Below are 21,679 nucleotides of genomic sequence, written 5' to 3' on the forward strand. Positions count from 1 at the left end.
AGACGACCGCCGCGGACAACGCGTCCTGGCCAGCCTCACCCAGTCGTCACCGTACGGATCTTTTCCAGGATTCGGTCGGCGTCCTGGCCCAACTCCACGATGATGTCCAGCGCCTCCCGCCACACCCCACGCGCCGCCGACCGCTCGCCCACAGCGAGATGGGTGTCGCCGAGGTGGGTAAGCGTCATCGACTCGTAGTAGCGTTCGCCCGCCTCGCGCCAGAGCGACAGGGCCTGTCGGTAGCACTCGGTGGCCTCGGGGTACTGGCCCAGGTGGTGGTGCACGCACCCGAGGCTGTCCCAGGTGTGAGCCTGCCAGTAGCGGTCACCGGCCTCCTGTTGCAGCAGCAGCGCCCGCTGGCAATGGTGTAGCGCAAGCTCGTGGTCACCGAGCTGGCTGTGGTACCAGCCCGCGTTGTTCAGGGCATTCGCCTGCCCGGATCGGTGCCCGGCCGCCCGAAACAGCCGCAGCGCCTGTTCGGCGTAGCGCAGGGCGATCCGGGGCTGGCCCCGATGCTCGGCGACCGTACCCAGGTTGAGTAGGGTGCGGGCCTGCCCGACCTGATCACCAAGCCCCCGGTAAAGCCGCACCGCGTGCCACAGGTGGTCGCGGGCCTCGCCGTGCAGACCCCGACGCAGGAGGGCGATGGAGATGTTGCGGTGTGCGCGAGCCTCCCCGTCCCGGTCCGAAACCCGGCGGGCCGCCTCCAGCGCGAGCTGTTGGACGATCGCCTGGTCATGCCAGCGGCCACACCGGTCCAGAAACGTGGTCATGGCCCAGCCGAGCTGCCACGCGTGGACGTCGTACCCGTCGCCGCCGGCCCGTCGCAGAAGATCGAGCAGCACCGGATACTCCTGGGTGAACCAGGTCCAGGCGGCCTCGCGGTCACCGATGACCGCTACGGTCACGCCCGCGACCGTCGCTGGTAGCCGGATCGGATCCCGGTGTGGGTGCAGCCGCAGGTCGGCAAGGTGGGCGCTGGCCAGGTAGTGGTCGAACATTCGGTGCGTCACCGCCAGCCGCTCGGCGCGGTCCTCCTCGATGCCCGCCCGCTCCATGGCGTAGGCGCGGAGTAGGTCGTGCATGGCGTACCTGCCGGGCGTGTGTTCGGTGACCATGTGCGCGTGCGCGAGCTCGGCCAACAGCGGGCGTACCCGTGGGGCAGGAACACCGGTGAGGCTGGCCGCCGCAACCGCACCCAGATCCGGGCCGGGATGCATGCTGAGCAGTCGGAACAGGCGTGCGGCCGGACTGCTCAGGGCGCGGTATGACCAGGAGAAGACCGAGCGGACGTCAGCTTCGGCGTCCATGCCGGTGAATCCCTCCAGACCTCCGTGGGCCAGGTCCAGCTCCGCGGCGATGGCTCGCAGAGCGAAGTGGGGGTGATTAACCAGCCGGGACGCCACGATGGCGAGCGCCAGGGGCAGCCCCGCCGACCGGGCCGTGATCGTTGTGACGGCCGCCGGCTCGGCGGTGAGCCGGGTCGCACCGAGGCGGCGGATCAACATACTGTGCGCGTCGCCGGGCGGCAGCGGATCGAGCGTGATCGGATGTGCTCCTTCGGCCATCACCAGGCCGGTCAACCTGCTGCGGCTGGTGATCAGGGTGAGGCAGCCGGGTCCACCCGGCAATAGCGGGCGGACGTGCTTGCTGTCGCGGGCATTGTCCAGCAACAGCAGGGCCCGACGCCCGGCCAGCAGCGTGCGCAGCAACGCCGACTGGGCGGCGAAACCCTCGGGCAGGTGTTGTGCTGGCACCCCGAACGCGTCCAGGAAGCCACGAACCGCCTCACCGGGGTCAAGCGGCGGACCGGTCGGATGGAAGCCGCGCAGATCGACGTGAAGGTGGCCGTCCGGAAACCGGTCGGCCACGAGTCGGGCGAAGTGCACCGCCAGGGCCGTCTTTCCCACCCCCGCGATGCCGGAGAGGACTGCCACCATGCTCGTGCCGGCCCGAGTGGCCGCATCCAGCAGCCCGCACAACTCGTCAAGCTCAGCAGTGCGTCCGGTGAAGGCGTACGGCGACGCGGGTAGCTGCGCCGGAACCGGCTTGGCGGTGGTCGATGCCTCCGGCCGGCTGGGCTCCGGCCGGGAGTTGGCCGCCAGCGCCGTGACCGGTGCCAGTCGCGGGTCGGCGTTGAGTATCGCGCGGTGCAGCTCGGTCAGTTCCGCCCCCGGCTCGATCCCCAGTTCACCCACCAGCAGTCGGCGTACCTGGTGATACGTCTGGAGCGCCTCGGTCCGGCGGCCGGCCCGGTACAGGGCCAGCATGAGCTGCCCGTAGGCCCGTTCGCGCAGTGGTTCCTCCGCGACCAGGTCGGCGATCTCGTCCACGAGTTCGGCTCCGCCACCCAGCGTGAGTTCGAGTGACAGGCGTTCTTCCTGGAGGCTGCGGCGTTGGTCGTTGAGCTGAGCCGCCGCCGCCTCGACCAGCCGGCCGGTCACTCCGGTGAAGGCCGACCCGCGCCATAGCGCCAGCGCCTCCCGCAGGTGGACGACCGCGCCCGTCAGCTCTCCGGCGGCTGCGAGCCGGCGGCCCTGCCGTGCCCGATCGACGAAGACTCGCAGGTCGATCTCGTCGTCCGGGACGCGCAGGGAGTACCCGCCGGAGTCGGTGACGATCTCGCCCGCCGTCGCCAGCTGCCTACGCAGCATCGACACGCAGTTGCGGACCACCTTGACGGAGCTGGTGGGCGGATGCTCGTCCCAGATCGCCTCGACCAGCCGGGACACCGGCACCACCCGGTTCGCGTCGAGCAACAGGGCGGCCAGGATACGTTGCTCCCGTGACGCGCCCAGGGGAATCTGGCCACGGTCGAGTTGCACTCTGAGCGGCCCCAGCACCTCGAACCTCACGTACCTCCCGCCCTCGTCCCTGCCAGCCGAGCCGTCCCATCGGGCCCCGCACGGCCGACGGCTCGGCCGCCATCCGAACGAGCCGTAGCCCTTTGGATTGTCACACCGCCACGAGTACATGCATAGGCGCTTGTCGATGAATCGTGGAACCTGTCCCGTGCGGCCTCGGTGCCGGACCAGGCACCGCCGGGGACGAACCGGGGACCGATCGGGGACGGCCAGGCGCAGGGTGCTCCTGACAAGTCGCTTTGTTGTACGGGAGGTAATCATGAATCACCGCAAGATCTGGCTCGGCCTGCTCGTGCTGGCCCTGGCAACGGTGTCCCTCGGCTTCGGGGCCCGCGGCCAGGCCGACCCCGGCTGGCCAGCCCCGCCGCCGCGGTACCGGGCCACGGAACTCTCCGACGCGATCCTGTTCAACGACGGGCCGGCCGCCTACCGGCTGGTCTACCTGGAGCGCCCGCCGACACAGTGGACGCCGGCGCTGCGGCAGGCCCAGGGCGCGATCAGTTCGGAGCTGATCCGTCGGGGCACCTGGTCCGACGCGATGATCGTGCAGCGGATACAGAGCGGTAACCCGGTCGCGGTACGCGAAGGACTGGTCACCCTCGTCGCGCTGGCCCGCGAGGTGTTCAACCGGACATTCGGCAAGGAGACCGTGGACTCCGCCGTACACCTGGTCAACGATGCCCTGCTAGCGAACGCGTATGAGGTCGTCCGAGCCGACTCCTACATCGACATGGACAACGACAACCGGACCCCGCTGGAGGTCGGTACCATCCGGGCCATCTTCGCCGGCGGTTTCGCCGACTGGTCCTGGGACATGGCCGGCAACCCGGCGCCACGGGCCAAACTGGTGCAGGATCAACTCATCGCGGTCATCGCCCGTGACCTGCGAGCCAGGTAGTACACAGTGGACGACACGCGGTTGGGACGGTGGATCGCCGGGACCGCGGTGGTCGCCATGCTCCTCGTGGGCTACCTCACCCGGGCGGTGCTGCCGGTAGCCGCGATGCCGGCCCCACCCGGCCGGACGGTGGCCCGTGCACTGGTACCGGAAGGCTGGGCGTTCTTCACCCGCGACCCCCGCCAGCCCAGCCCGGTGGCCTACGCCACGGACCGAAACGGCCGGTGGCGGCTCGCCTCGGGCAGCAGCCGTGGCCCGGCCGGCCTGGACAAGCGGGACCGGGCCCGCAGCGCGGAGATCTCGCTGCTCACCCGCCGACTGGACGGGCCCGCGTGGACCAAGTGTGACGGCGAACCCTCCACCTGCCTGGCCACCGCCCCGGCCACCGCGGTAGCCAACACCGCGACCGTACGCACGCTGTGCGGCGACATCGGGATCGTCCTTCAGGAGGTACTGCCATGGGCCTGGAACGACCTGCCGACCGTGCTCCCATCCCGGGTGGCCCGGCTCACCGTGACCTGTTAGACCGGTGGCTGGCCCGGCTCGGCCGGCGCTGCCGACCCGCCCTGGCCGTCGCGCCCTGGTCGAGCGGATTCGGGCTGGCCCGTACGCTGCTGGCCACCGGCACTTGCGCCACCTTACTGGTCAACCCGCCGGCGATCCTGCTGTCGATGGACAGCGCCGACGGCTGCACCGGGCCGGCCGCCGCCGGCATCTGGTGCGTCCTGCCCGCCAGGCAGGGGCAGCTCGCCGGGTGGATTGGGATCGCCGTGCTGGTCGTGGTGGCCAGCGGCTGGCGCCCCCGGTGGACCGCATTGCCGCACTGGTACATCTCCTGGAGCGTGATCGCGAACCTGTCCGCGCTGGACGGCGGTGACCACATCACCGCCACCCTCAGCCTGCTGCTGCTCCCGGTAGCCCTCACCGACCCCCGACGATGGCACTGGCAACCACCACCGGCCGGCACCGCGATCGGCGCCGGCCGGGTGGTCGCGCACGCCGCCCTGGTCCTCGTCTGGCTCCAGGTCGCCATCGTGTACCTGCACGCCTGCATCGCGAAGCTTGGCGTCACCGAGTGGGCCGACGGTACGGCGATGTTCTACTGGCTACGCACACCCGGATACGAGCCACCTGTTTTCCTTCGTCCGCTGGCCGAGGCGGCTACCAGCTCCGCAGTGGGGGTGACGCTGTTCACCTGGTCGGTGCTGGCGCTGGAGTTCGCTCTGACCGTGGCCCGGCTGTTGCCTGCCGGGCTGCGCCGCGTACTACTGGTCGCCGGGCTGGCGTTCCATATCGGCATCGCGGTCGTCCTGGAACTGGTCACCTTCGGTCTCGCGATGAGTGGGGCGCTGCTGCTCTATCTGTTGCCCGTGGGACACCAGGTCAGGCTGCCGGCGACCGTGGTGGCGCGGGTGCGCGGTGCCCGTCGAGCTTGGCAGGTCACGCGGGCCGGCGGACCTTCAGCTGTGGACGTTCCCCAGAAACATTTAGGCGCGTAGATGTGCCGTACGTCACGGCTCTACCGAGATTGGGGCCACCGATGGGGCCGGCAACGAGGAGCAGGCGCCGGACATCCGCTTGGTCTGGAGGCCAGCGCAGGCCGCGAGCTACGCGGACGTCCGCGCATCGGCAGATCCGGATGCGGTACGGGTGTTCTGTTGTCACCTTCCTTGGTCGCTGAAGAGGGGGGCGATGCGGGCGGGGTTCACAGCCTGTCGTCGCAGGGCAGCGTTCTCGTTCGTCGGGGTCGCGATGACGGTGGTGGCGACCTCGAGTTGGTCCTGTAGGTGGTGGCGTCCGAGCCGGGCGGCCTGGTGGTTCGGCGCGATTGTGTTGAGGAGGACTTAGGACGTGACAGGTGACGCCCTGGCAACCTCTTCGATAATGCACATTATGTAAAGTAGGCCGGGTTGGCCGGTCCCCTCGCGGCCCTCGGTCGCGCGTCAAGCCCGGCGGGCAGGCCCCCGGGTGCGATGCCGCCAGCCCAGGCCGACCAGCCCCACAAGCCCGGCGCGGACCAGTCCGGGCCGGGCTAATCTTTCCGGGCCGGGCTGATCTGTCGGCCGGCGCCGACCAGTCCGCGCCCGAACTGCTCCGTCAGTCGGCGGCGAGCTGCTCCGTCCGTGGGGCAGCTCGACAGGCACCCAACAGCAGGCGGCGAGCCCGACCGCCTGAGCAAGGCGGCCCGCCTCTCCCCTCGCTCACCCTTCCCGGAAAGGCGAAAATGCTGCATAATATCCCTTATGCATGACAAACAGGACGAATCGCTCGGGACGCTGATCGAGGAGTTCCTGACCGCCCGGGCCACCCGCAAGCCCTCCCCGCACACCCTGGACGCGTACCGCCGGGATCTGCACACGGTGGCCACCCTGATCGCCGAAGATGCCGCCCCTCCCCTGCCCCTGGACGCGTTGTCGATCACCGACCTCTCCCCCCGGGTGATGCGCGCGGCCTTCGCCCGGTTCGCCGCTCCCCGGGCGGCCGCGTCCGTGCACCGGGCCTGGTCCACCTGGAACAGCTTCTGCTCGTTCCTCGTGGCCGAGGGGCTGATGGCGGGCAACCCGATGCCGGCGGTCGGGCGACCTCGGGCGCTACTCCCCCAGCCGAAGCCGCTGCGCGGCACGGACACTCCCGAGGTGCTGCTCGCGTCGGTGGCACGCGACGACGGCCGGCAGCGTGACCCGTGGCCGGAGCGGGACGTGGCGGTGTTGGCGGTGGCGTTGTGCGCGGGGCTGCGCCTGTCGGAGCTGCTGGCGCTGCGGGTCGGCTCCCTGGCGGGTCGGCCGGGTGAGCGGCGCATCGAGGTGGCCGGCAAGGGCGGGCGGCCCCGGGTGGTGCCGATCGAGTCCGATCTGGATCGGGTGGTGGCGGACTACCTGGACAGTCGGCGTCGGCGCTTCGGGGCGCGGTCGGTGCGCCCCGATTCGGCGTTGCTCGTGGATCGGCAGGGTGAGCCGCTCCGCCGTGGTGGGCTGCAGTATCTGGTGGAGTCGTGTTATCGGCGGGCGGGTATCGGGGACCGGGTGCCGCGCGGGGCGCGGCTGCACGCGTTGCGGCACACGTTCGCGACCCGGTTGGCGGAGGACGGGGCGAGCGCGGCGGAGATCATGCGGTTGTTGGGGCACGCGTCGTTGGCGTCGTCGCAGACGTACATCGAGGTGACGGCCGGGCAGCAGCGTGAGGCGGTGCGGGCCAACCGCACCAATCGGGTGTTGGCGTCGCTGGTGGGGGCCGACCGGGATTGAGTGTGCTGGGTCAGGATGGCTGGACGTCGTCGAAGAGGGCGAGGGCTTCGGCGGGGTCCGGGCTCACGAGGCGTTCCAGGCCGGCTGTCGTGATCTTCGCCCACGTGGCGGCTCGTGCCCACATCTGGTCCTCGAAGGCGCGTACGGCCTGGTCCAGGTCTTCGGGGTTGGCGGCGATGGCTTCGGCGAGTTCGGCGCCGTCGAGCATCGCGAGGTTCGCGCCTACCCCCAGTGGTGGCATCAGGTGGGCGGCGTCGCCGAGTAGCGTCACCCCGCGGACGTGTGCCCAGGTGTGGGATTCGGGCAGGACGTAGAAAGGGCGGTGGGCGAAGGCGGTGCCGTGGTCGAGCAGGTCGAGGACGGGCGCGGCCCAGCCGTCGAACAGTTCCAGCAGGCGCGTTCGAGTGGCCTCGACGTCGGTGGGGTCCAGGTCGGCGTGCCAGTCCAGCGGGGCGCGGAGTTTGACGTACACCTTGACGTGGCCGCCGCTGTTGCGTTGGGCGGCAAGAGATCGGTTGGCCCCGTAGACGGCCACCGAACCGTCGCCGATCAACTGGGCGAGGTCGGGGTGGCGGGTGTCGATGTCGTCGAGAGAGGTCTCGACCGAGGTGACGCCGGTGTACTGCGGTCTCACCGGCGAGACTGCTGGGCGGACCCGGGACCAGGCGCCGTCCGCGCCCACCACGAGATCGAACGTCTCCTGCCGCCCGTCGGCGAAGTGGACAAGCGTGCCGTCTGCGGTCCCCGGCACCACCTGTGTCACCTCGCGCCCCCACCGCACGTCGAGAGAGCCGAGCAGCAGGTCACGGAGTTGCCCGCGGTCGATCTCCGGGTTGGCCTGTTCGTCGGGGTGGGGTTGCCAGTCCCGTAGGACGGTGCCGTCGGTGTCCAGGATGCGCATGGCCTGCCCCTCGGGACGGGACAGCACCTGGAACTCGGTCAGCAACCCGGCCTTGTCCAGTGCCAGTTGGCCCAGCCCTTCGTGCAGGTCGAGCGAGCCGCCCGGGGGGCGGGAGTCGGGTGCGGGATCGCGTTCGAGGACGGTGACGGGGTGGCCGTGGCGGTGTAGGACGCGGGCGAAGGTGAGGCCTGCGGGGCCGCCCCCGACCACCGCGATACGCTGTCTCATAGCGATACACCGTATCCGGCTCGTACAATGCGTCGCAACAGCAGGGAGTGACCATGACGGTGTGGGACCGGCCGGAGCCGCCGACTCCCCCGGTGCCGCTCGACCGGGAGCGGATCATCGCGGCCGCCGTTGCGCTGGCCGACGAGGGTGGGCTGGAGGCGGTGTCGTTGCGCAAGGTCGCGGCCCGGCTGAACGCCGGTCCGATGCGGCTGTACGGGTACATCTCCACCAAGGACGAGCTGTTCGACCTCATGGTGGACGAGGTGCACGCCGAGATGCTCCCCGGGGAGCAGCCCGGTGAGTGGCGGGAGGCGTTACGTGTCCTCGCCCACCGCACCAGGCAGGCTGTCCTGCGCCACGAGTGGCTGGCCGACCTGCTCGGTGGTCGCCCGACCCTGGGGCCGAACGGTTTCGCCGTGACCGAGGCCAAGCTGGCCGCCCTCGACGGCCTCGCCGACATCGACACCGTGCTGCGGGCCGTGGAAACTGTCAGCGCCTACGTCACCGGTGCGATCAGGCGCGAGGTCGCGAACCTGCGGGCCGAGCGCGCCACGGGCCTGTCCAAGCGTGACTGGCAGCGCGCTTCCGGCCCGCACCTGACGAAGATGTTGGCCACGGGCCGTTTTCCGGCGCTGAGCAGGGCCGTGCACGACGGTGCGGAGGTGGACGCCGAGGTGTCCTTCGCGACCGGTCTGGACTGGGTCCTCGACGCCGTGGCCGCCAAGCTCACCCGACCGCCGGCGTCGCGCTCAACCGCTCCCTGACCGTGGGCAGGGAGCGTCCGTGCCGGTCAGCGGGCGTGCCGCAGCGCCCAGTCGAGGGCGACGTCGGCGATGCGCTGCCAGCCCTGCTGGGCGGGCAGCAGGTGCGCGTACCCCTCGAAGAGCTCGACCTCGGTGATGGTGTCGCCCCGGTAGAGCGCGGCGTTGGCGCGTTGCACGCTGGGCGGCATGATGTGGTCTTCCGAGCCGGAGATGAACAGCAGCGGCGCGCGTTTGTCGTTGTGGTAGTCGACGGCGATGTCCTGCGGGCCGGGCAGCAGGTTGGCCAGGACGCCGTCCCAGAGGATGCCGCCGGCGGCGGGGATGGCGTAGCGCTCGTACAGGGCGCGGGCCTCGTCCTCGTCGAAGGTGTTGGTGAACGCGTAGTTCCACTGGTCGAAGGTGAAGCCGACGGCCCGGTGCCGGTTGGCGGGATTTTTCAGGACCGGGAAGGTGGAGCGCAGCTGCGAGAAGGGGGTCACCGTGACGCCTTCGGTGGGCGCGGAGTTGAGCACGACCGCCGAGGTGCCGTACCCGCGGTCGAGCAGCACCTGGGTGAACGCCCCGCCGGCGGAGTGGCCCATGATGATCGGCGGTGTGGGCAGTGCGTCGAGCACGGCGCACAGGTGGGCGATGATCTGCGGCGCGGTGAGCGTCTCCAGGGGGCTGGGGTCGGCGTTGATCGCTTCGACCTCGGCTTCCAGTCCGGGGTAGGTGGGGGTGAGCACCCGGAAGCCGTTGGCACGGTAGTGGGTGGCCCAGTGTTCCCAGCTGCGGGGGGTGACCCAGAACCCGTGGATGAGCACGATCGTGTCCGGTGTGTCGCTCATGGTCAGCTCCGTGGCGGTGGTGGTTTCCAACCTACGCACTGCCGGGCGGGTGGTCGGCGGGTTCAGCCGAGGTCGACCAGCAGGGGGCGGTGGTCGGAGACGGTGGACGGTGGTGCGGTGACGGCCCGTACGGGTGGGAGCTGGTCGAGGGCGTGCGGGTCGGCGAGGATGTGGTCGAGTTGCACGCGGGGCTGCCCGGAGGGGTAGGTGGGGCGGCGGCCCAGGGGGTGCCAGCCGGAGATGAGTCGGGCGGGGCCGGCGGGCAGGTTGAGGTCGCCGAGCAGGATGCGGGGGCCGGGTAGTGCGCGCAGGGCGCGGACGGTCTGGCGTAGTTGGCGGGCGTTCCAGCCGGGCACGAAGGACAGGTGGGTCGCGGCGACGGTGAGTGGGCCGTGTGGGGTGTCCAGGACGGCGGCGAGGACGACGCGGGGTTCGTCGTGCAGCAGGATGAGGCCGCCGCGGGCGCCGGGTACGTAGACCGGGGATCGTACGGGGGCGGGCTTGAGTCGGGTGATGTGCCAGCTGCGCACGGGGTGGCGGCTGATCAGGCCGATGCCGTAGCAGGGTTCGCCGTGTCCGTCGTCGTCGTGGCGCAGTGGGCGGAACTGTTCGCCGGGGGTGCCGACGAGGGCGGCGGCGAAGCGGTGTTGTGGTGCGTCGAGGGCGTGCGCGGCGATGGTGGTGAGGTCCAGGTTGCCGCTGCGGTGTTGGTCGCGGTCGACCTCCTGCAGGGCGAGGACGTCGGCGTCGAGGGCGCGGACGGCGGCGGCGAGGCGGTCGGAGTTGACGAGCCCGTCGCTCAGGGATCGTCCGTGCAGCACGTTGAAGGTGGCCAGGCGCACTTCTGCACCCTACGTGTCCGTGACATGGTTGCCGGGTGCTGAAGGTGTTGCTGTGTTCCGTGCTGGTGTTCGTGGCCGTCGGCGCGTTGGGGGTGTGGTTGCGGCGTTCCCGGGGTCGCTGACCGGGTGAGGCTTGCCACTCCGGTGCCGGTCGACGGTGCTCCGGTGGGGAGAATTGCCGCCCGTGGACGCCGTATCGCTGAGTACCCTGTTGGCCGCTGCCGCGATGGCGGGGTGGGTTGACGCCGTGGTCGGTGGTGGTGGGTTGTTGCTGCTGCCGGCGTTGCTGGTGGCGGCGCCGGGGTTGCCGGTGGCCACCGCGCTGGGCACGAACAAACTGGCCGCGATCTTCGGTACGACCACGGCGGCGGCGACGTACGCGCGGCGGACCGAGGTGGACTGGCGGGTGGTGGCGCCGGCGGCGGGGCTGGCGGTGGTGAGTGCGGGCGTGGGCGCGGCGCTGGCCGGGGCGGTGCCGGCGTCGGCGTACCGGCCGGTGGTGCTTGTCGTGTTGGTGGCGGTGGCGGTGTTCGTGCTGCTGCGCCCCCGGTTGGGGGTGGTGGCGCTGCCGCGGCGGCGTACCCCGGTGCGGGTGGCGGCGGTGATCGCGGTCGCGGGGGTGGGCATCGCCCTGTACGACGGGTTGATCGGTCCGGGCACCGGCACGTTCCTGGTGTTGGCGTTCACCGCCCTCGTCGGCGCGGATTTCGTGCACGGTTCGGCGATGGCGAAGGTCGTCAACGCGGGGACGAATCTGGGTGCGTTGGTGGTGTTCGGGATGACCGGGCACGTGTGGTGGTTGCTGGGCGCGGGCATGGCGGTGTGCAACATCGCCGGGGCGGTGCTGGGTGCGCGGATGGCGTTGCGCCGGGGGTCGGGCTTCGTGCGGGTGGTGCTGCTGGTGGTGGTGTTGGCGTTGGTCGCGAAGCTGGGCCACGACCAGTGGGTGGCCCGCTGATGCCGGTACGGGCTGAGCACGACCGGGCGGTGCTGGCGGGGCTGCTGGGGCGTGACCCGGTGTTGCACGCCTACCAGTTGGGTGACCTGGACGACTTCTTCTGGCCGTACACGTCGTGGTTCCGCCGCGAGGACCAGGTCGCGTTGCTGTACCACGGCGCCGACCTGCCGACGTTGTTGGCGTTCGCCGCGCCGGCGGACACCGCGGCGTTGTCGGTGTTGTTGGCGCAGGTGGCGCCGGTGCTGCCGGCCCGGTTGTACGCGCACCTGTCCCCCGGTCTGACCGGCGCGCTGGCCGGGTCGTTCCGGATGGATGCCGGTGGCCGGCACCACCGGATGGCGTTGACCGATCCGGGGCGGTTGGGCACGGTGGCCCCGGCGGGCGTGGTGTTGGGGGCGGCGGACCTGCCGCAGGTGCGTGAGTTGTACGCGCGGGCGTACCCGGGTAACTGGTTCGACGAGCGGATGATGCAGACCGGGCAGTACCTGGGGATACGCGACGGGGGCGCGTTGGTCGCGGTGGCCGGGGTGCACGTGTTCTCGCCGACGTACCGGGTGGCGGCGTTGGGTAACGTCACGACGCATCCGCGGTGGCGGGGGCGGGGGCTGGCCGCGTCGGTGGTGGCGGCGTTGTGCGCGCGGCTGCGGGAGAGCGTGCGGCACGTGACGTTGAACGTGAAGGCGGACAACGCGGCCGCGGTGCGGCTGTACGAGCGGGTGGGTTTCACCCGGGTCGCCGACTACGACGAGTGGACGTTGACGTCGCTAGGCGCGGCGGCTGGGTGAGTCGAAGCGTCCGGCGCGGATCTCGCGCAGGGCGCGGCGGCGGGTGTCCCCGCGCAGGGTGTCGACGTACAGGGTGCCGTGCAGGTGGTCGGTCTCGTGTTGCAGGGCGCGGGCGAGGAATCCGCTGCCGGCGATGGTGAGCGGCTCACCGTGTTGGTCGACGCCGTGGGCGGTGGCGTGCAACGCCCGGACGGTCGGGAAGTACAGGCCGGGGATGGACAGGCAGCCTTCCTCGTCGTCCTGGAGCTCGTCGGAGAGCTCGAGGGTGGGGTTGATGAGGTGGCCGCGGTGCCCGTCGGCGTCGTAGACGAACACCTGGGCGCTGACGCCGATCTGTGGTGCGGCGACGCCGGCGCGGCCGGGGGCGCCGAGCAGGGTGTCCATCAGGTCGGTGACGAGCGCTCGCAGCTCGGCGTCGAAGGTGGTGACCGGCTCACATCCGGTGCGCAGGACGGGGTCGCCGATGATCCGGATGGGCCGCATGGTCATGGGGGTGAGTTTATCGCCGGTCGTGGGTGCGTCCGTGTCCGGCCAGGGTGGCGCGGATCGGGGCGGTCTTCGCGGCGGCTTCGGCGACCTCGGCGTGGGCGTCGCTGTCCCAGGTGATGCCGCCGCCGGCCCAGGTGTGCAGCAGGTCGGCGTCGGCGGCGGCGGTGCGGATGGTCAGGCCCAGGTCGACGTGCCCGGGGGTGACCCAGCCGAGTGCGCCCATGCTGGCGCCCCGGCCGACGGGTTCGAGGGCGGTGATCTGGGTGAGGGCGGCGTGTTTGGGTGCGCCGGTCACGGACCCGCCGGGGCAGGTGGCGCGTAGCAGGTCGGCGAGGCCGAGGCCGTCGGCGGCGGCGGCGCGCACCGTCGACTCGGCCTGCCACAGGTCGCACCAGCGGCGTACGGCGAACAGGTCGTCGACGGTGACGGTGCCGGTGCGGGCGATGCGGGCGAGGTCGTTGCGTTCCAAATCGACGATCATGATGTGTTCGGCGCGTTCCTTGGCGCTGGCGAGCAGTTCGGCGCGGCCGGCGGCGGTGGCCGGGCGGGTGCCCTTGATGGGTCGGGTGATCAGCTGTCCGTCGGTGACCTCGATGAGGGTTTCCGGGGAGGCGCAGCCGATCGCCCAGCCGTCGCCGGTGAGGACACCGCCGTAGCGGGCGCCGGGGAGCGCGCCGAGGCGACTCAGGGCGGGGAGGGGGTCGCCGGTGTAGCGGGCGGCGGCGTGCCCGACGAGGTTGGTCTGGTAGACGTCGCCGCGGGCGATGGCGGCGCGGACCGCGTCGACGGCGTCGGCGTGTTCGCGGGGGGTCCAGCTGTCGGTCCACGGGCCGAGCCACCAGGGGGTGGGTGCGGCCGGTGGGGTGGGCCGGGTGGGGCCGTGGTGGTAGACGACGACGGTGAGGTCGGGCAGGGTCGGCGCGGGTTCGCCTGCGGTGGTGGGTGCGCCGGCCAGGTGCGCGCCGGCTGCCGCGGACAGGTAGAGCGCGGCGCCGCACACCCCGCTGCCCTGGTGGTGGGGGCGGGCGGGTCGGGTCAGGTCGTGCAGGGGCAGGCCGTGCGCGGCGAGGAACTCCTCGGCCAGTGCCGCCGGGTCGCCGCCGTCGCGGCGGTGCCACTGCAGGCGGGCGCGTTCGGTGCGCGAGTCCCGACACGCGGTGGGTGCCGCCGGCACGTCGACCGACGCCGCCGGGCCGGGGTAAGCGGTCAACGCGGCCGCGCCGCTACCCGCGGTGTACACCTGTGGGAGCGTTTCCACGCCGTATGGTCCGACCTTCCTCATCCGTTCAGTGGATTTCCCGTGCGCCGGGCCGACACCTGGTCGATGCTGGACACTTTCGCTTGGTACTGTGCGTCACTGGTCATGTGAACCATGACACAGTGCCCCCACAGTCCGGAGAACCCGATGTGCCAGCACCAACCGACCTGCCCCTCCGCTGAAGCCACCGACCGGGAAGCCGCGCGAGTCCTCGCCTGCTTCCGTGAGCAGGGCTGGAGCCTGCTCTGCAACGGTGTGATCGTCTTCGAGGACACTGGCGAGTTGCTTCCCGACGGCAGCAGCATCGCACCGCACCGCGGTCCCGCCCGCCACGCCCTCGTGGCCTGATTGACCACCCAGCGTCACCACATAGCCGCCGTCGACCCAGGCTAGTCCCCCGGTAAGGGACGTCCCCGCCCAGGTCGCAGCGGCTGCCGGGGCAGGCCGTAACCGCCCGCCCCGGCGCGCCGTCGAACGGCGTTTGTCAGTCCTCGAACGCCTCCGGCGACGGGCACGAGCAGACCAGGTTCCGGTCGCCGTACGCGCCGTCGATGCGCCGCACCGGCGGCCAGTACTTCCCGGCCCGGTCCACCCCGGCCGGGTACGCGCCCACCGACCGCGGGTACGCGTGCGACCACTCGTCACCGCTGACCATCGCCGCGGTGTGTGGCGCGTTGGCAAGGGGGTTGTCCCCCGCCGGCCACGCCCCGGAACCCACCTGCTCGATCTCCGCCCGGATGGCGATCATCGCGTCGCAGAACCGGTCCAGTTCGGCGAGGTCCTCACTCTCGGTCGGCTCCACCATCAGCGTGCCCGCCACCGGGAACGACATCGTCGGCGCGTGGAACCCGTAGTCGATCAGCCGCTTCGCCACGTCGTCGACGCTCACCCCTGTCGACTTCGTCAACGGCCGCAGGTCGAGGATGCACTCGTGCGCCACCAGGCCCTTGTTGCCGGCGTAGAGCACCGGGAAGTGCCCCCGCAGACGGGCCGCCACGTAGTTCGCCGCGAGGACCGCCACACCGGTGGCCCGGGTCAGGCCCTGCGCGCCCATCATCCGCAGGTACGCCCACGGGATCGGCAGGATGCCCGCCGACCCGTACTTCGCCGCCGAGATCGCCGGCGTGGCGTCCGCGTGCGCGCCGAGCGGGTCACCGGGCAGGAACGGCGCCAGGTGCGCGCGGACCGCGACCGGGCCCACACCGGGGCCACCGCCGCCGTGCGGGATGCAGAACGTCTTGTGCAGGTTCAGGTGCGACACGTCGGCGCCGAACCTGCCGGGCTTGGCGAACCCGACCAGGGCGTTGAGGTTCGCCCCGTCGACGTACACCTGACCGCCGGCGTCGTGGACCTTCGCGCACAGCGACGCGATGCCCGTCTCGTAGACGCCGTGCGTCGACGGGTACGTCACCATGATCGCGGCGAGCGCGTCCCGGTGCTTGTCGATCTTCGCGTCCAGGTCGACGAGGTCGACGTTGCCGTCCTCGTCGCAGGCCACCACGACGACCCGCATGCCGGCCATCACCGCGGACGCCGCGTTCGTGCCGTGCGCCGACGACGGGATCAGGCACACGTCGCGGTGCGACTCACCCCGTGACGCGTGGTAGGAGCGGATCGCCAGCAACCCGGCCAGCTCACCCTGCGACCCGGCGTTGGGTTGCACGCTGACCGCGTCGTAGCCGGTCACCTCGGCCAGCCACGACTCCAACTGACCGATCATCTCCCGGTACCCGACGGTCTGCGCGTCCGGCGCGAACGGGTGGATGTTCGCGAACTCCGCCCAGCTGACCGGCTCCATCTCGGTGGTGGCGTTCAGTTTCATCGTGCACGACCCGAGTGGGATCATGCCCCGGTCCAGGGCGTAGTCGAAGTCCGACAGGCGCCGCAGGTAGCGCAGCATCGCCGTCTCGGAGTGGTGGCTGCGGAACACCGGGTGGGTCAGAAAGTCGCTGCCGCGCGTCAGGTCGACCGGCAGGGCCGCGTCCACGGGCCCGTCGAACGCGGGCACCCCGAACGCCTCCCACACCAGTGCCAGGTGCGCGTCGGTGGTCGTCTCGTCGCAGGACATTCCCACCTGGTCGGCGTCGACCAGCCGCAGGTTCACGCCCCGCTGGGCGGCGGCCTCGACGACCTGCGCCGCCGCGCCCGGCACGCGCGCGGTGACGGTGTCGAAGAACGCGACGCCCGCGACGTCGACGCCACCGGCGCGCAGCCCGGCCGCGAGCCGCGCCGCCATCTGATGGGTACGCGCCGCGATGTCGCGCAGCCCGTCCGGGCCGTGGTAGACGGCGTACATGCCGGCCATCACGGCGAGCAGCACCTGCGCGGTGCAGATGTTGCTTGTCGCCTTCTCCCGCCGGATGTGCTGCTCGCGGGTCTGCAACGCCAACCGGTAAGCCGGGTTGCCGTCCGCGTCACGCGACACCCCGACCAGACGCCCGGGCAGCATCCGCTCCAGGCCCGCGCGCACCGCCAGGTAACCGGCGTGCGGCCCACCGAAGCCCATCGGTACGCCGAAACGCTGGGTGGTGCCGGCGGCGATGTCCGCGCCGATCTCCCCCGGTGCGCGTAGCAGCGTCGACGCCAGCAGGTCCGCCGCCACGGTGACCAGCGCCCCGACGGCGTGCGCGGCCTGCACGAGGCCGGCGTGGTCGCGTACCGCCCCGGACGCCCCCGGGTACTGCAGGTGCAGGCCGAAGAACTCACCGGGCAGCTCGTCGCGGTCCACGTCGACGACCCGCACGTCGATGCCGAGCGGCTCGGCCCGACTGGTGATCACCGCGATGGTCTGCGGCAACGCGTCGGCGTCGACGACGTACACCCGGCTCTTGCTCTTGGAGGCCCGCCGCGCGAGGGTCATCGCCTCCGCGGCGGCGGTGCCCTCGTCGAGCATGGAGGCGTTCGCGGTGGCCAGCCCGGTCAGGTCGGTGACCATGGTCTGGAAGTTCAGCAGCGCCTCCAGGCGGCCCTGGCTGATCTCCGGCTGGTACGGGGTGTACGCCGTGTACCAGGCCGGGTCCTCCAGCACGTTGCGGCGGATCACCGCCGGGGTGTGCGTGCCGTGGTAGCCGAGACCGATCATGGACACGGCGACGGTGTTACGTGCCGCGAGGGCCCGCAGCTCGGCGATCGTCTCGGCCTCGGTGGCCGCCTCCGGCAGGTCCAGGGTGCCGTGCCAGCGGATCACCTCGGGGATCGCGGCGTCCATCAGCTCGTCGATCGAGTGATGCCCAACGACCTCCAACATCCGACGCTCGTCGTCGGGGCCGGGACCGATGTGACGGGTGGCGAACTGCTCTACGGTCATCAGGGGGCACTCCCGGGGCGAGGTCGACGTGTCGGCCTCCCCCTCTGTCGCACCCACAGGGGCGCTCCACAGTGCCTGCCCACGAGGTCCTTTTGCCTGAGAGGTTCCGGGGAGGATTTGCCCCTTCGGCGCCGCCCTGAGTGCCCTCGGGCGGTCTCTCCCACGTGGGTGTTACCGGCATGGTCAACGCTACCAGCGTCGGTGTTTCCGGCAGATGTCCGACCCCTGGCTGGGCTGTCACACCCCGACGGGCGCCGCACCACCCACCCGGGCGGCCAACTTCGGCAGCAGGGCACCCAGGGGCGCGTCGACGCAGATGGTGGCGTGGCCGTCACCACGGGTCGGCCCCTGGTTGACGATCGCCACCGGAATGCCCCGTTTCGCGGCGCGGATCACGAAACGGCGTCCCGACATCACCGTCAACGACGACCCGAGCACCAGCAACGACCGGGCCTCCTCCACGGCGGCGAAGCACCGCGCCACCCGCCGCGGCGGGACCGTCTCGCCGAAGAACACCACGTCCGGCTTCAACATCCCGGTGCCGCAGATGCCGCAGTCCACCGGCCGGAACGCGGCGACCTGCTCATCGGGGAGATCCACGTCACCGTCGGGGTTCACCGCGGCGACCTGGGCCACGAAGTCCGGGTTGGCCTCGCGCAACCGCCGGTCCAACTCCTCCCGGGAGGTCAGGTTGCCGCAGTCCAGGCAGGTCACCTCGTCCAGGCGACCATGCAACTCGATCACCGACGTGCTGCCGGCCGCACCGTGCAGACCGTCGACGTTCTGGGTGATCACCTCATCGACCAGGCCGGCGTGTTGCAGCGCGGCCACCGCCCGGTGCCCGGCGTTGGGCGCCGCCTCCCCGATCAACCGCCACCCCAGGTGGCTCCGCGCCCAGTAGCGCCGCCGTGCGAGGGGATCCCGGGTGAACGCCTGGAAGGTCATCGGGGTGTGCCGCCGTGCCACCCCGCTGGGCCCCCGGTAGTCCGGGATGCCCGACTCGGTGGACAGGCCGGCGCCGCTGAGCACCACCACCCCACCACCGGCCACCAGCGCGCGCAACGCCTCGAAGCTGTCCGTCACCCCTCCATGCTGCCTCAACCCACCCGCCCCCGCCGAACCCCCCAACAGCCGCGGGGGGTTCGGCGCCCCACCACCACCCCGTTGATCATGGAGTCATTGACAATGACCTCATGATCAACCACCTCGGGTGGGGTGGGAACCAACCCCCGGGCTACACCGCGACGACGTCGGCGACGACGCAGGCGATGTTGTCCGGCCCACCGCGCGTTTGCGCCAGGTCGATCAGCGCACCCACGGTGTCCTCGGGACCACCACCGGCACTCAGCGTCGCGTGCAGATCGGCACGATCCACGACCGCCCACAGCCCGTCGGAGCACAGCAGGTACCGGTCACCGGGAAACGCGGTCCGCAGCGCCAGATCAGCCTCGACCTGCCGGCCGCCACCCAGCGCGCGCACCAGCACCGCCCGCTGCGGATGCGCGGCGGCCTCGTCGGAGTCGAGACGACCCTGATCCACCTGGGTCCGCACCCAGGTGTGATCCTGCGTCAGCAGCGACAACTCCCCGCCGCGCAGCAGGTACGCCCGGGTGTCACCGATGTGCACCAGAGCCAGTCGGGAGCCGCTGCGCAGCAACGCGGTCAACGTGGTGACCGGCTGGTGCTCGTCGGTGGCCAACGCCCGCACGGTGTCCTCGACGTCGGTGACCGCACCGGCCAGCATCGTCAGCAGGTCCACCGCCGGGGTGTCGGCGAGCGCCAACGGCAGGAGGGCGTCGATGGCGGCGGCACTGGCGGCAGCCCCACCGGGCCCCCGCATACCGTCGGCGACGGCGAACAGCCGCTCACTGGCGTACGCGGCGTCCTCGTTGCTGTCGCGCGCCGCCCCGGTGGCACACCCGGCGGCACAGCGAACGGCAAGGTCGGGATTCGATCGAGACACGGCGACGTCCCCTTCCAGAAGATGCTCCACGAGGACGGTGGCGAGCCGGGCACGGGCCGCGGTGTCGGCGCTGACCTCCCGCCAGTACGCGGCGACCACCTCCGCCGCCGCCGCGGGCTCAACCGCACACACGACGCGGATCGTCGCCAGCGGCATACCGATACGCCGTAGCTGGGCGACCAACCGAGCCACCGGCAACTGCTCCGGGTCGTAGAGCCGATACCCGGACTCGGGATCGACAGCGGCCGGCAGCAGAAGCCCCACCTGCTCGTACAGGCGCAGCGCCTTCGGCGTCAGCCTCGCCGCCCGGGCGAACACCCCGATGGTCCACAACCCCACGTCGCCATCCTCCTCGTGCCGGTCACGGCGACCGGCACACCCCAGGCTGGGGGTTGCCCGAAGGTCAAGGTCAAGCCCTGCGGTCGGATCCGAGCAACCACGCCCATCGGACCCCTCTGACGTCCAGCCGACCGTCGGGGCTCCCGCCTACCTCGCGGTGGTGACACTGAGGGCGAAGGTCGTGACGGACAGGGCCAGGTACGCGCCGGGGAAGATCAGATTGTGGTGAACCCCGGCGCGCAGGTGCGCGGCGACCGCACCGATGAAAAACAGGGTGAGGCCGGCAGCGGCGGCAGAGCCGACGAGCGGAACACCGACAAGACCGAGAAGCAGACCGGCCGCTCCGGCGGCTTTGAGGCTGCCCAGCACCGGAAGCCAGGAGGACGGCACGCCGACCTCCGCGGAGTTCGCGAGCACGAAGGCGGCGCGGCGGAAATCCGCGATCGCGATGGCGGCGTTCGCGCTCATCGTCGCGACGGTCAGGATCAGATAGATGGCATCCATGAGGTGTCAGCGTTCCCATCCGGGCGTTCGGTGGTCGCCGAGGATCGTCGAGAGCGGTAGGTTCACGGTGTCGGACTCCTCAGGGTCGCTACGGTCGTCGCGGGTTGGTCACCCCCATGACGTCGCCCGTTGCGGAAAGGTGACCCCTGTGGATTCGGACGAGGTTCTGGCCGCACGGTTCGAGCACGATCGGCAACATCTGCGGGCGGTGGCCCACCGCCTGGTCGGCTCCGTGCACGACGCCGATGATGTGGTGCAGCAGACCTGGATCAAGGCCAGTCAGGCGGATCTGAGCGACGTGGCGAATCTGCGCGGCTGGCTCACCACGGTGACGGCCCGGCAGTGTCTGGACCTGCTGCGGGCGAGGCGTCGTCGCGGCGAGGTCGCCCTCGACGACGGCATCGAGACGGCCGCGACGACGCCGCGCCCCACCGCCGCGACCCGCACCGGCGAGGAGGAGGTGCTCCTCGCCGAGTCGGTGGGACTGGCGCTGCTGGTGGTGCTGGACCGGCTCTCCCCGGCGCAGCGGGTCGCCTTCGTGTTGCACGACCTGTTCTCCGTCCCCTTCGAGGAGATCGGCCAGGTGATGGACCGCTCACCGGCAGCGGCGAAGAAGCTGGCCAGCCGGGCCCGCGACCGGGTCTACCTCGCCGCCGGCGAGCAGCCGGTCCACCAGCGGCAGACGGCCGAGCACCTGCTCCTCGTGGACGCCTTCCTCGCCGCGTCCCGTGGCGGTGACCTACCGGTGCTGCTCGACCTGCTGGCCCCCGACGTGGTCCGCCGGGTCGACCGAATTCTGGTCCCCGACGACGTCGCGACCGAGATCCGCGGCGCGCGCCTGGTGGCCGAGGAGACCAAGCTGTTCACCGCCCGCGCCCGCGCCGGCGCCGTGGCCTGGGTCGACGGGGCGCCCGGCATCGTGATAGCCCCACGCGGTCGGCTGCAGGCCGCCCTGCGTCTGGGCATCGTCGCCGGACTCATCCATACGATCGACGTCATCGGCGAACCGAGCCGGCTCGATCGCCTCACGATCGCCGCCACCACCTGAGCACCCACCGACCGAGGAGACCAATGGACCCGCAACCACTCGATCACCGCTTCACCGCGCCCATCGAGAAAGACGGCGCGTTCGCCACCTACGTGACAGTCCCCGACTCCGCGCAGCTCCTCGGCACCCGCCGCGCTGTCAAGGTCACCGGCACCATCGACGGCCACCCGTTCAGCGCCACCCTCATGCCCTCCGGCACCGGCCCGCACTGGCTACCCATCCGGGCCGCCCTGTGCAAGACCATCGGCAAGAGCGACGCCGGCACCGAGGTGACCTTCCACCTGCACCAACGCCTCAGCTGACCACCCCCGGGGGGGGGGGGGGGGGGGGGGGGGGGGGGCGCCCCCCCCCCCCCCCCCGCCCCCCCGCGGCGGCGGCGGCGCCGCGCCCCCCCCCCCCCCACAAAACCCCCACCACCCCCCGGCCGCGGCAAAAAACAACCACACACAAACCAAAAAA

20 protein-coding genes and 1 riboswitch are annotated in these 21,679 nt (G+C 71.4%); of the genes, 10 read left to right on the plus strand and 10 right to left on the minus strand.

Annotated features, from left to right (window positions below):
* Positions 1 to 35: 35 nt before the first annotated feature.
* Positions 36 to 2,855, minus strand: a complete 2,820-nt coding sequence (locus ACGFIQ_RS30805) for a BTAD domain-containing putative transcriptional regulator (RefSeq protein WP_393248998.1) — start codon at positions 2,853 to 2,855, stop codon at positions 36 to 38.
* A 268-nt stretch (positions 2,856 to 3,123) separates the two neighbouring features.
* On the opposite strand from ACGFIQ_RS30805, the gene ACGFIQ_RS30810 reads away from it, so the two are divergent.
* From ACGFIQ_RS30810 to ACGFIQ_RS30825, 4 genes are all read left to right on the plus strand, one after another.
* Positions 3,124 to 3,762 carry a hypothetical protein gene (locus ACGFIQ_RS30810; protein ID WP_393248999.1) on the plus strand — a complete coding sequence of 213 codons (639 nt, stop codon included), beginning with the start codon at positions 3,124 to 3,126 and terminating at the stop codon, positions 3,760 to 3,762.
* A 6-nt stretch (positions 3,763 to 3,768) separates the two neighbouring features.
* The gene (locus ACGFIQ_RS30815) at positions 3,769 to 4,287 is read left to right on the plus strand and encodes an SdpA family antimicrobial peptide system protein (protein WP_393249000.1); all 519 of its coding nucleotides are present in this window, start codon (positions 3,769 to 3,771) and stop codon (positions 4,285 to 4,287) included.
* Positions 4,221 to 5,261: a sporulation-delaying protein SdpB family protein gene (locus tag ACGFIQ_RS30820; protein ID WP_393249001.1), complete on the plus strand. Its 1,041-nt coding sequence runs from the start codon at positions 4,221 to 4,223 to the stop codon at positions 5,259 to 5,261. The genes ACGFIQ_RS30815 and ACGFIQ_RS30820 overlap by 67 nt, the downstream gene beginning before the upstream one ends.
* A 744-nt stretch (positions 5,262 to 6,005) precedes the next feature.
* Positions 6,006 to 7,007: a tyrosine-type recombinase/integrase gene (locus tag ACGFIQ_RS30825; RefSeq protein ID WP_393249002.1), complete on the plus strand. Its 1,002-nt coding sequence runs from the start codon at positions 6,006 to 6,008 to the stop codon at positions 7,005 to 7,007.
* A 10-nt stretch (positions 7,008 to 7,017) separates the two neighbouring features.
* On the opposite strand, the gene ACGFIQ_RS30830 is transcribed toward ACGFIQ_RS30825, so the two are convergent.
* Positions 7,018 to 8,136: an FAD-dependent oxidoreductase gene (locus ACGFIQ_RS30830; RefSeq protein ID WP_393249003.1), complete on the minus strand. Its 1,119-nt coding sequence runs from the start codon at positions 8,134 to 8,136 to the stop codon at positions 7,018 to 7,020.
* Between the two features lie 53 nt (positions 8,137 to 8,189).
* On the opposite strand from ACGFIQ_RS30830, the gene ACGFIQ_RS30835 reads away from it, so the two are divergent.
* Positions 8,190 to 8,900, plus strand: coding sequence for a TetR/AcrR family transcriptional regulator (locus ACGFIQ_RS30835; protein WP_393249004.1), 711 nt, complete (start codon positions 8,190 to 8,192; stop codon positions 8,898 to 8,900).
* Positions 8,901 to 8,926: 26 nt separating this feature from the next.
* On the opposite strand, the gene ACGFIQ_RS30840 is transcribed toward ACGFIQ_RS30835, so the two are convergent.
* Together ACGFIQ_RS30840 and ACGFIQ_RS30845 are read right to left on the minus strand one after the other, a co-directional pair.
* Complete coding sequence (locus ACGFIQ_RS30840) at positions 8,927 to 9,727, minus strand: alpha/beta hydrolase (RefSeq protein ID WP_393249005.1); 801 nt, start codon at positions 9,725 to 9,727, stop codon at positions 8,927 to 8,929.
* A 62-nt stretch (positions 9,728 to 9,789) separates the two neighbouring features.
* Positions 9,790 to 10,569, minus strand: coding sequence for an endonuclease/exonuclease/phosphatase family protein (locus ACGFIQ_RS30845; protein ID WP_393249006.1), 780 nt, complete (start codon positions 10,567 to 10,569; stop codon positions 9,790 to 9,792).
* A 184-nt stretch (positions 10,570 to 10,753) separates the two neighbouring features.
* Between ACGFIQ_RS30845 and ACGFIQ_RS30850 the strand changes: the two genes are divergently transcribed.
* Together ACGFIQ_RS30850 and ACGFIQ_RS30855 are read left to right on the plus strand one after the other, a co-directional pair.
* Positions 10,754 to 11,527, plus strand: coding sequence for a sulfite exporter TauE/SafE family protein (locus tag ACGFIQ_RS30850; RefSeq protein WP_393249007.1), 774 nt, complete (start codon positions 10,754 to 10,756; stop codon positions 11,525 to 11,527).
* Positions 11,527 to 12,312 (plus strand): GNAT family N-acetyltransferase, encoded by a 786-nt coding sequence (locus tag ACGFIQ_RS30855; protein ID WP_393249008.1) that lies wholly within the window; start codon positions 11,527 to 11,529, stop codon positions 12,310 to 12,312. Before ACGFIQ_RS30850 ends, ACGFIQ_RS30855 begins: the two co-directional genes overlap by 1 nt.
* Here ACGFIQ_RS30855 and def read toward each other — a convergent pair.
* Both def and ACGFIQ_RS30865 read right to left on the minus strand, forming a co-directional pair.
* Positions 12,292 to 12,801: a peptide deformylase gene (gene def / locus ACGFIQ_RS30860; RefSeq protein WP_357558195.1), complete on the minus strand. Its 510-nt coding sequence runs from the start codon at positions 12,799 to 12,801 to the stop codon at positions 12,292 to 12,294. The genes ACGFIQ_RS30855 and def overlap by 21 nt on opposite strands.
* Before the next feature lie 10 nt (positions 12,802 to 12,811).
* The gene (locus tag ACGFIQ_RS30865) at positions 12,812 to 14,083 is read right to left on the minus strand and encodes a chorismate-binding protein (protein ID WP_393249009.1); all 1,272 of its coding nucleotides are present in this window, start codon (positions 14,081 to 14,083) and stop codon (positions 12,812 to 12,814) included.
* A 123-nt stretch (positions 14,084 to 14,206) separates the two neighbouring features.
* On the opposite strand from ACGFIQ_RS30865, the gene ACGFIQ_RS30870 reads away from it, so the two are divergent.
* Complete coding sequence (locus ACGFIQ_RS30870) at positions 14,207 to 14,407, plus strand: DUF5999 family protein (protein ID WP_007460326.1); 201 nt, start codon at positions 14,207 to 14,209, stop codon at positions 14,405 to 14,407.
* A 136-nt stretch (positions 14,408 to 14,543) separates the two neighbouring features.
* Here ACGFIQ_RS30870 and gcvP read toward each other — a convergent pair whose 3' ends face one another.
* The 4 genes from gcvP to ACGFIQ_RS30890 form a co-directional block, all read right to left on the minus strand.
* Complete coding sequence (gcvP, locus tag ACGFIQ_RS30875; protein ID WP_393249010.1) at positions 14,544 to 17,366, minus strand: aminomethyl-transferring glycine dehydrogenase; 2,823 nt, start codon at positions 17,364 to 17,366, stop codon at positions 14,544 to 14,546.
* 74 nt (positions 17,367 to 17,440) lie between these two features.
* Positions 17,441 to 17,539, minus strand: a riboswitch (glycine riboswitch).
* 64 nt (positions 17,540 to 17,603) lie between these two features.
* Positions 17,604 to 18,449, minus strand: coding sequence for an NAD-dependent protein deacetylase (locus tag ACGFIQ_RS30880; protein WP_393249011.1), 846 nt, complete (start codon positions 18,447 to 18,449; stop codon positions 17,604 to 17,606).
* Between the two features lie 151 nt (positions 18,450 to 18,600).
* The gene (locus ACGFIQ_RS30885) at positions 18,601 to 19,668 is read right to left on the minus strand and encodes a MerR family transcriptional regulator (RefSeq protein WP_393249012.1); all 1,068 of its coding nucleotides are present in this window, start codon (positions 19,666 to 19,668) and stop codon (positions 18,601 to 18,603) included.
* 147 nt (positions 19,669 to 19,815) lie between these two features.
* Positions 19,816 to 20,172, minus strand: coding sequence for a DoxX family protein (locus tag ACGFIQ_RS30890; protein WP_393249013.1), 357 nt, complete (start codon positions 20,170 to 20,172; stop codon positions 19,816 to 19,818).
* A gap of 148 nt (positions 20,173 to 20,320) precedes the next feature.
* Between ACGFIQ_RS30890 and ACGFIQ_RS30895 the strand changes: the two genes are divergently transcribed.
* Positions 20,321 to 21,220, plus strand: coding sequence for a sigma-70 family RNA polymerase sigma factor (locus ACGFIQ_RS30895; RefSeq protein ID WP_393249014.1), 900 nt, complete (start codon positions 20,321 to 20,323; stop codon positions 21,218 to 21,220).
* A gap of 23 nt (positions 21,221 to 21,243) precedes the next feature.
* Positions 21,244 to 21,522: a DUF1905 domain-containing protein gene (locus ACGFIQ_RS30900; protein ID WP_393249015.1), complete on the plus strand. Its 279-nt coding sequence runs from the start codon at positions 21,244 to 21,246 to the stop codon at positions 21,520 to 21,522.
* The last annotated feature ends 157 nt before the right edge of the window (positions 21,523 to 21,679 follow it).

The sequence above is a fragment of the Micromonospora sp. NPDC048898 genome (genome assembly GCF_043198035.1).
Classification (GTDB): Bacteria; Actinomycetota; Actinomycetes; order Mycobacteriales; family Micromonosporaceae; genus Micromonospora.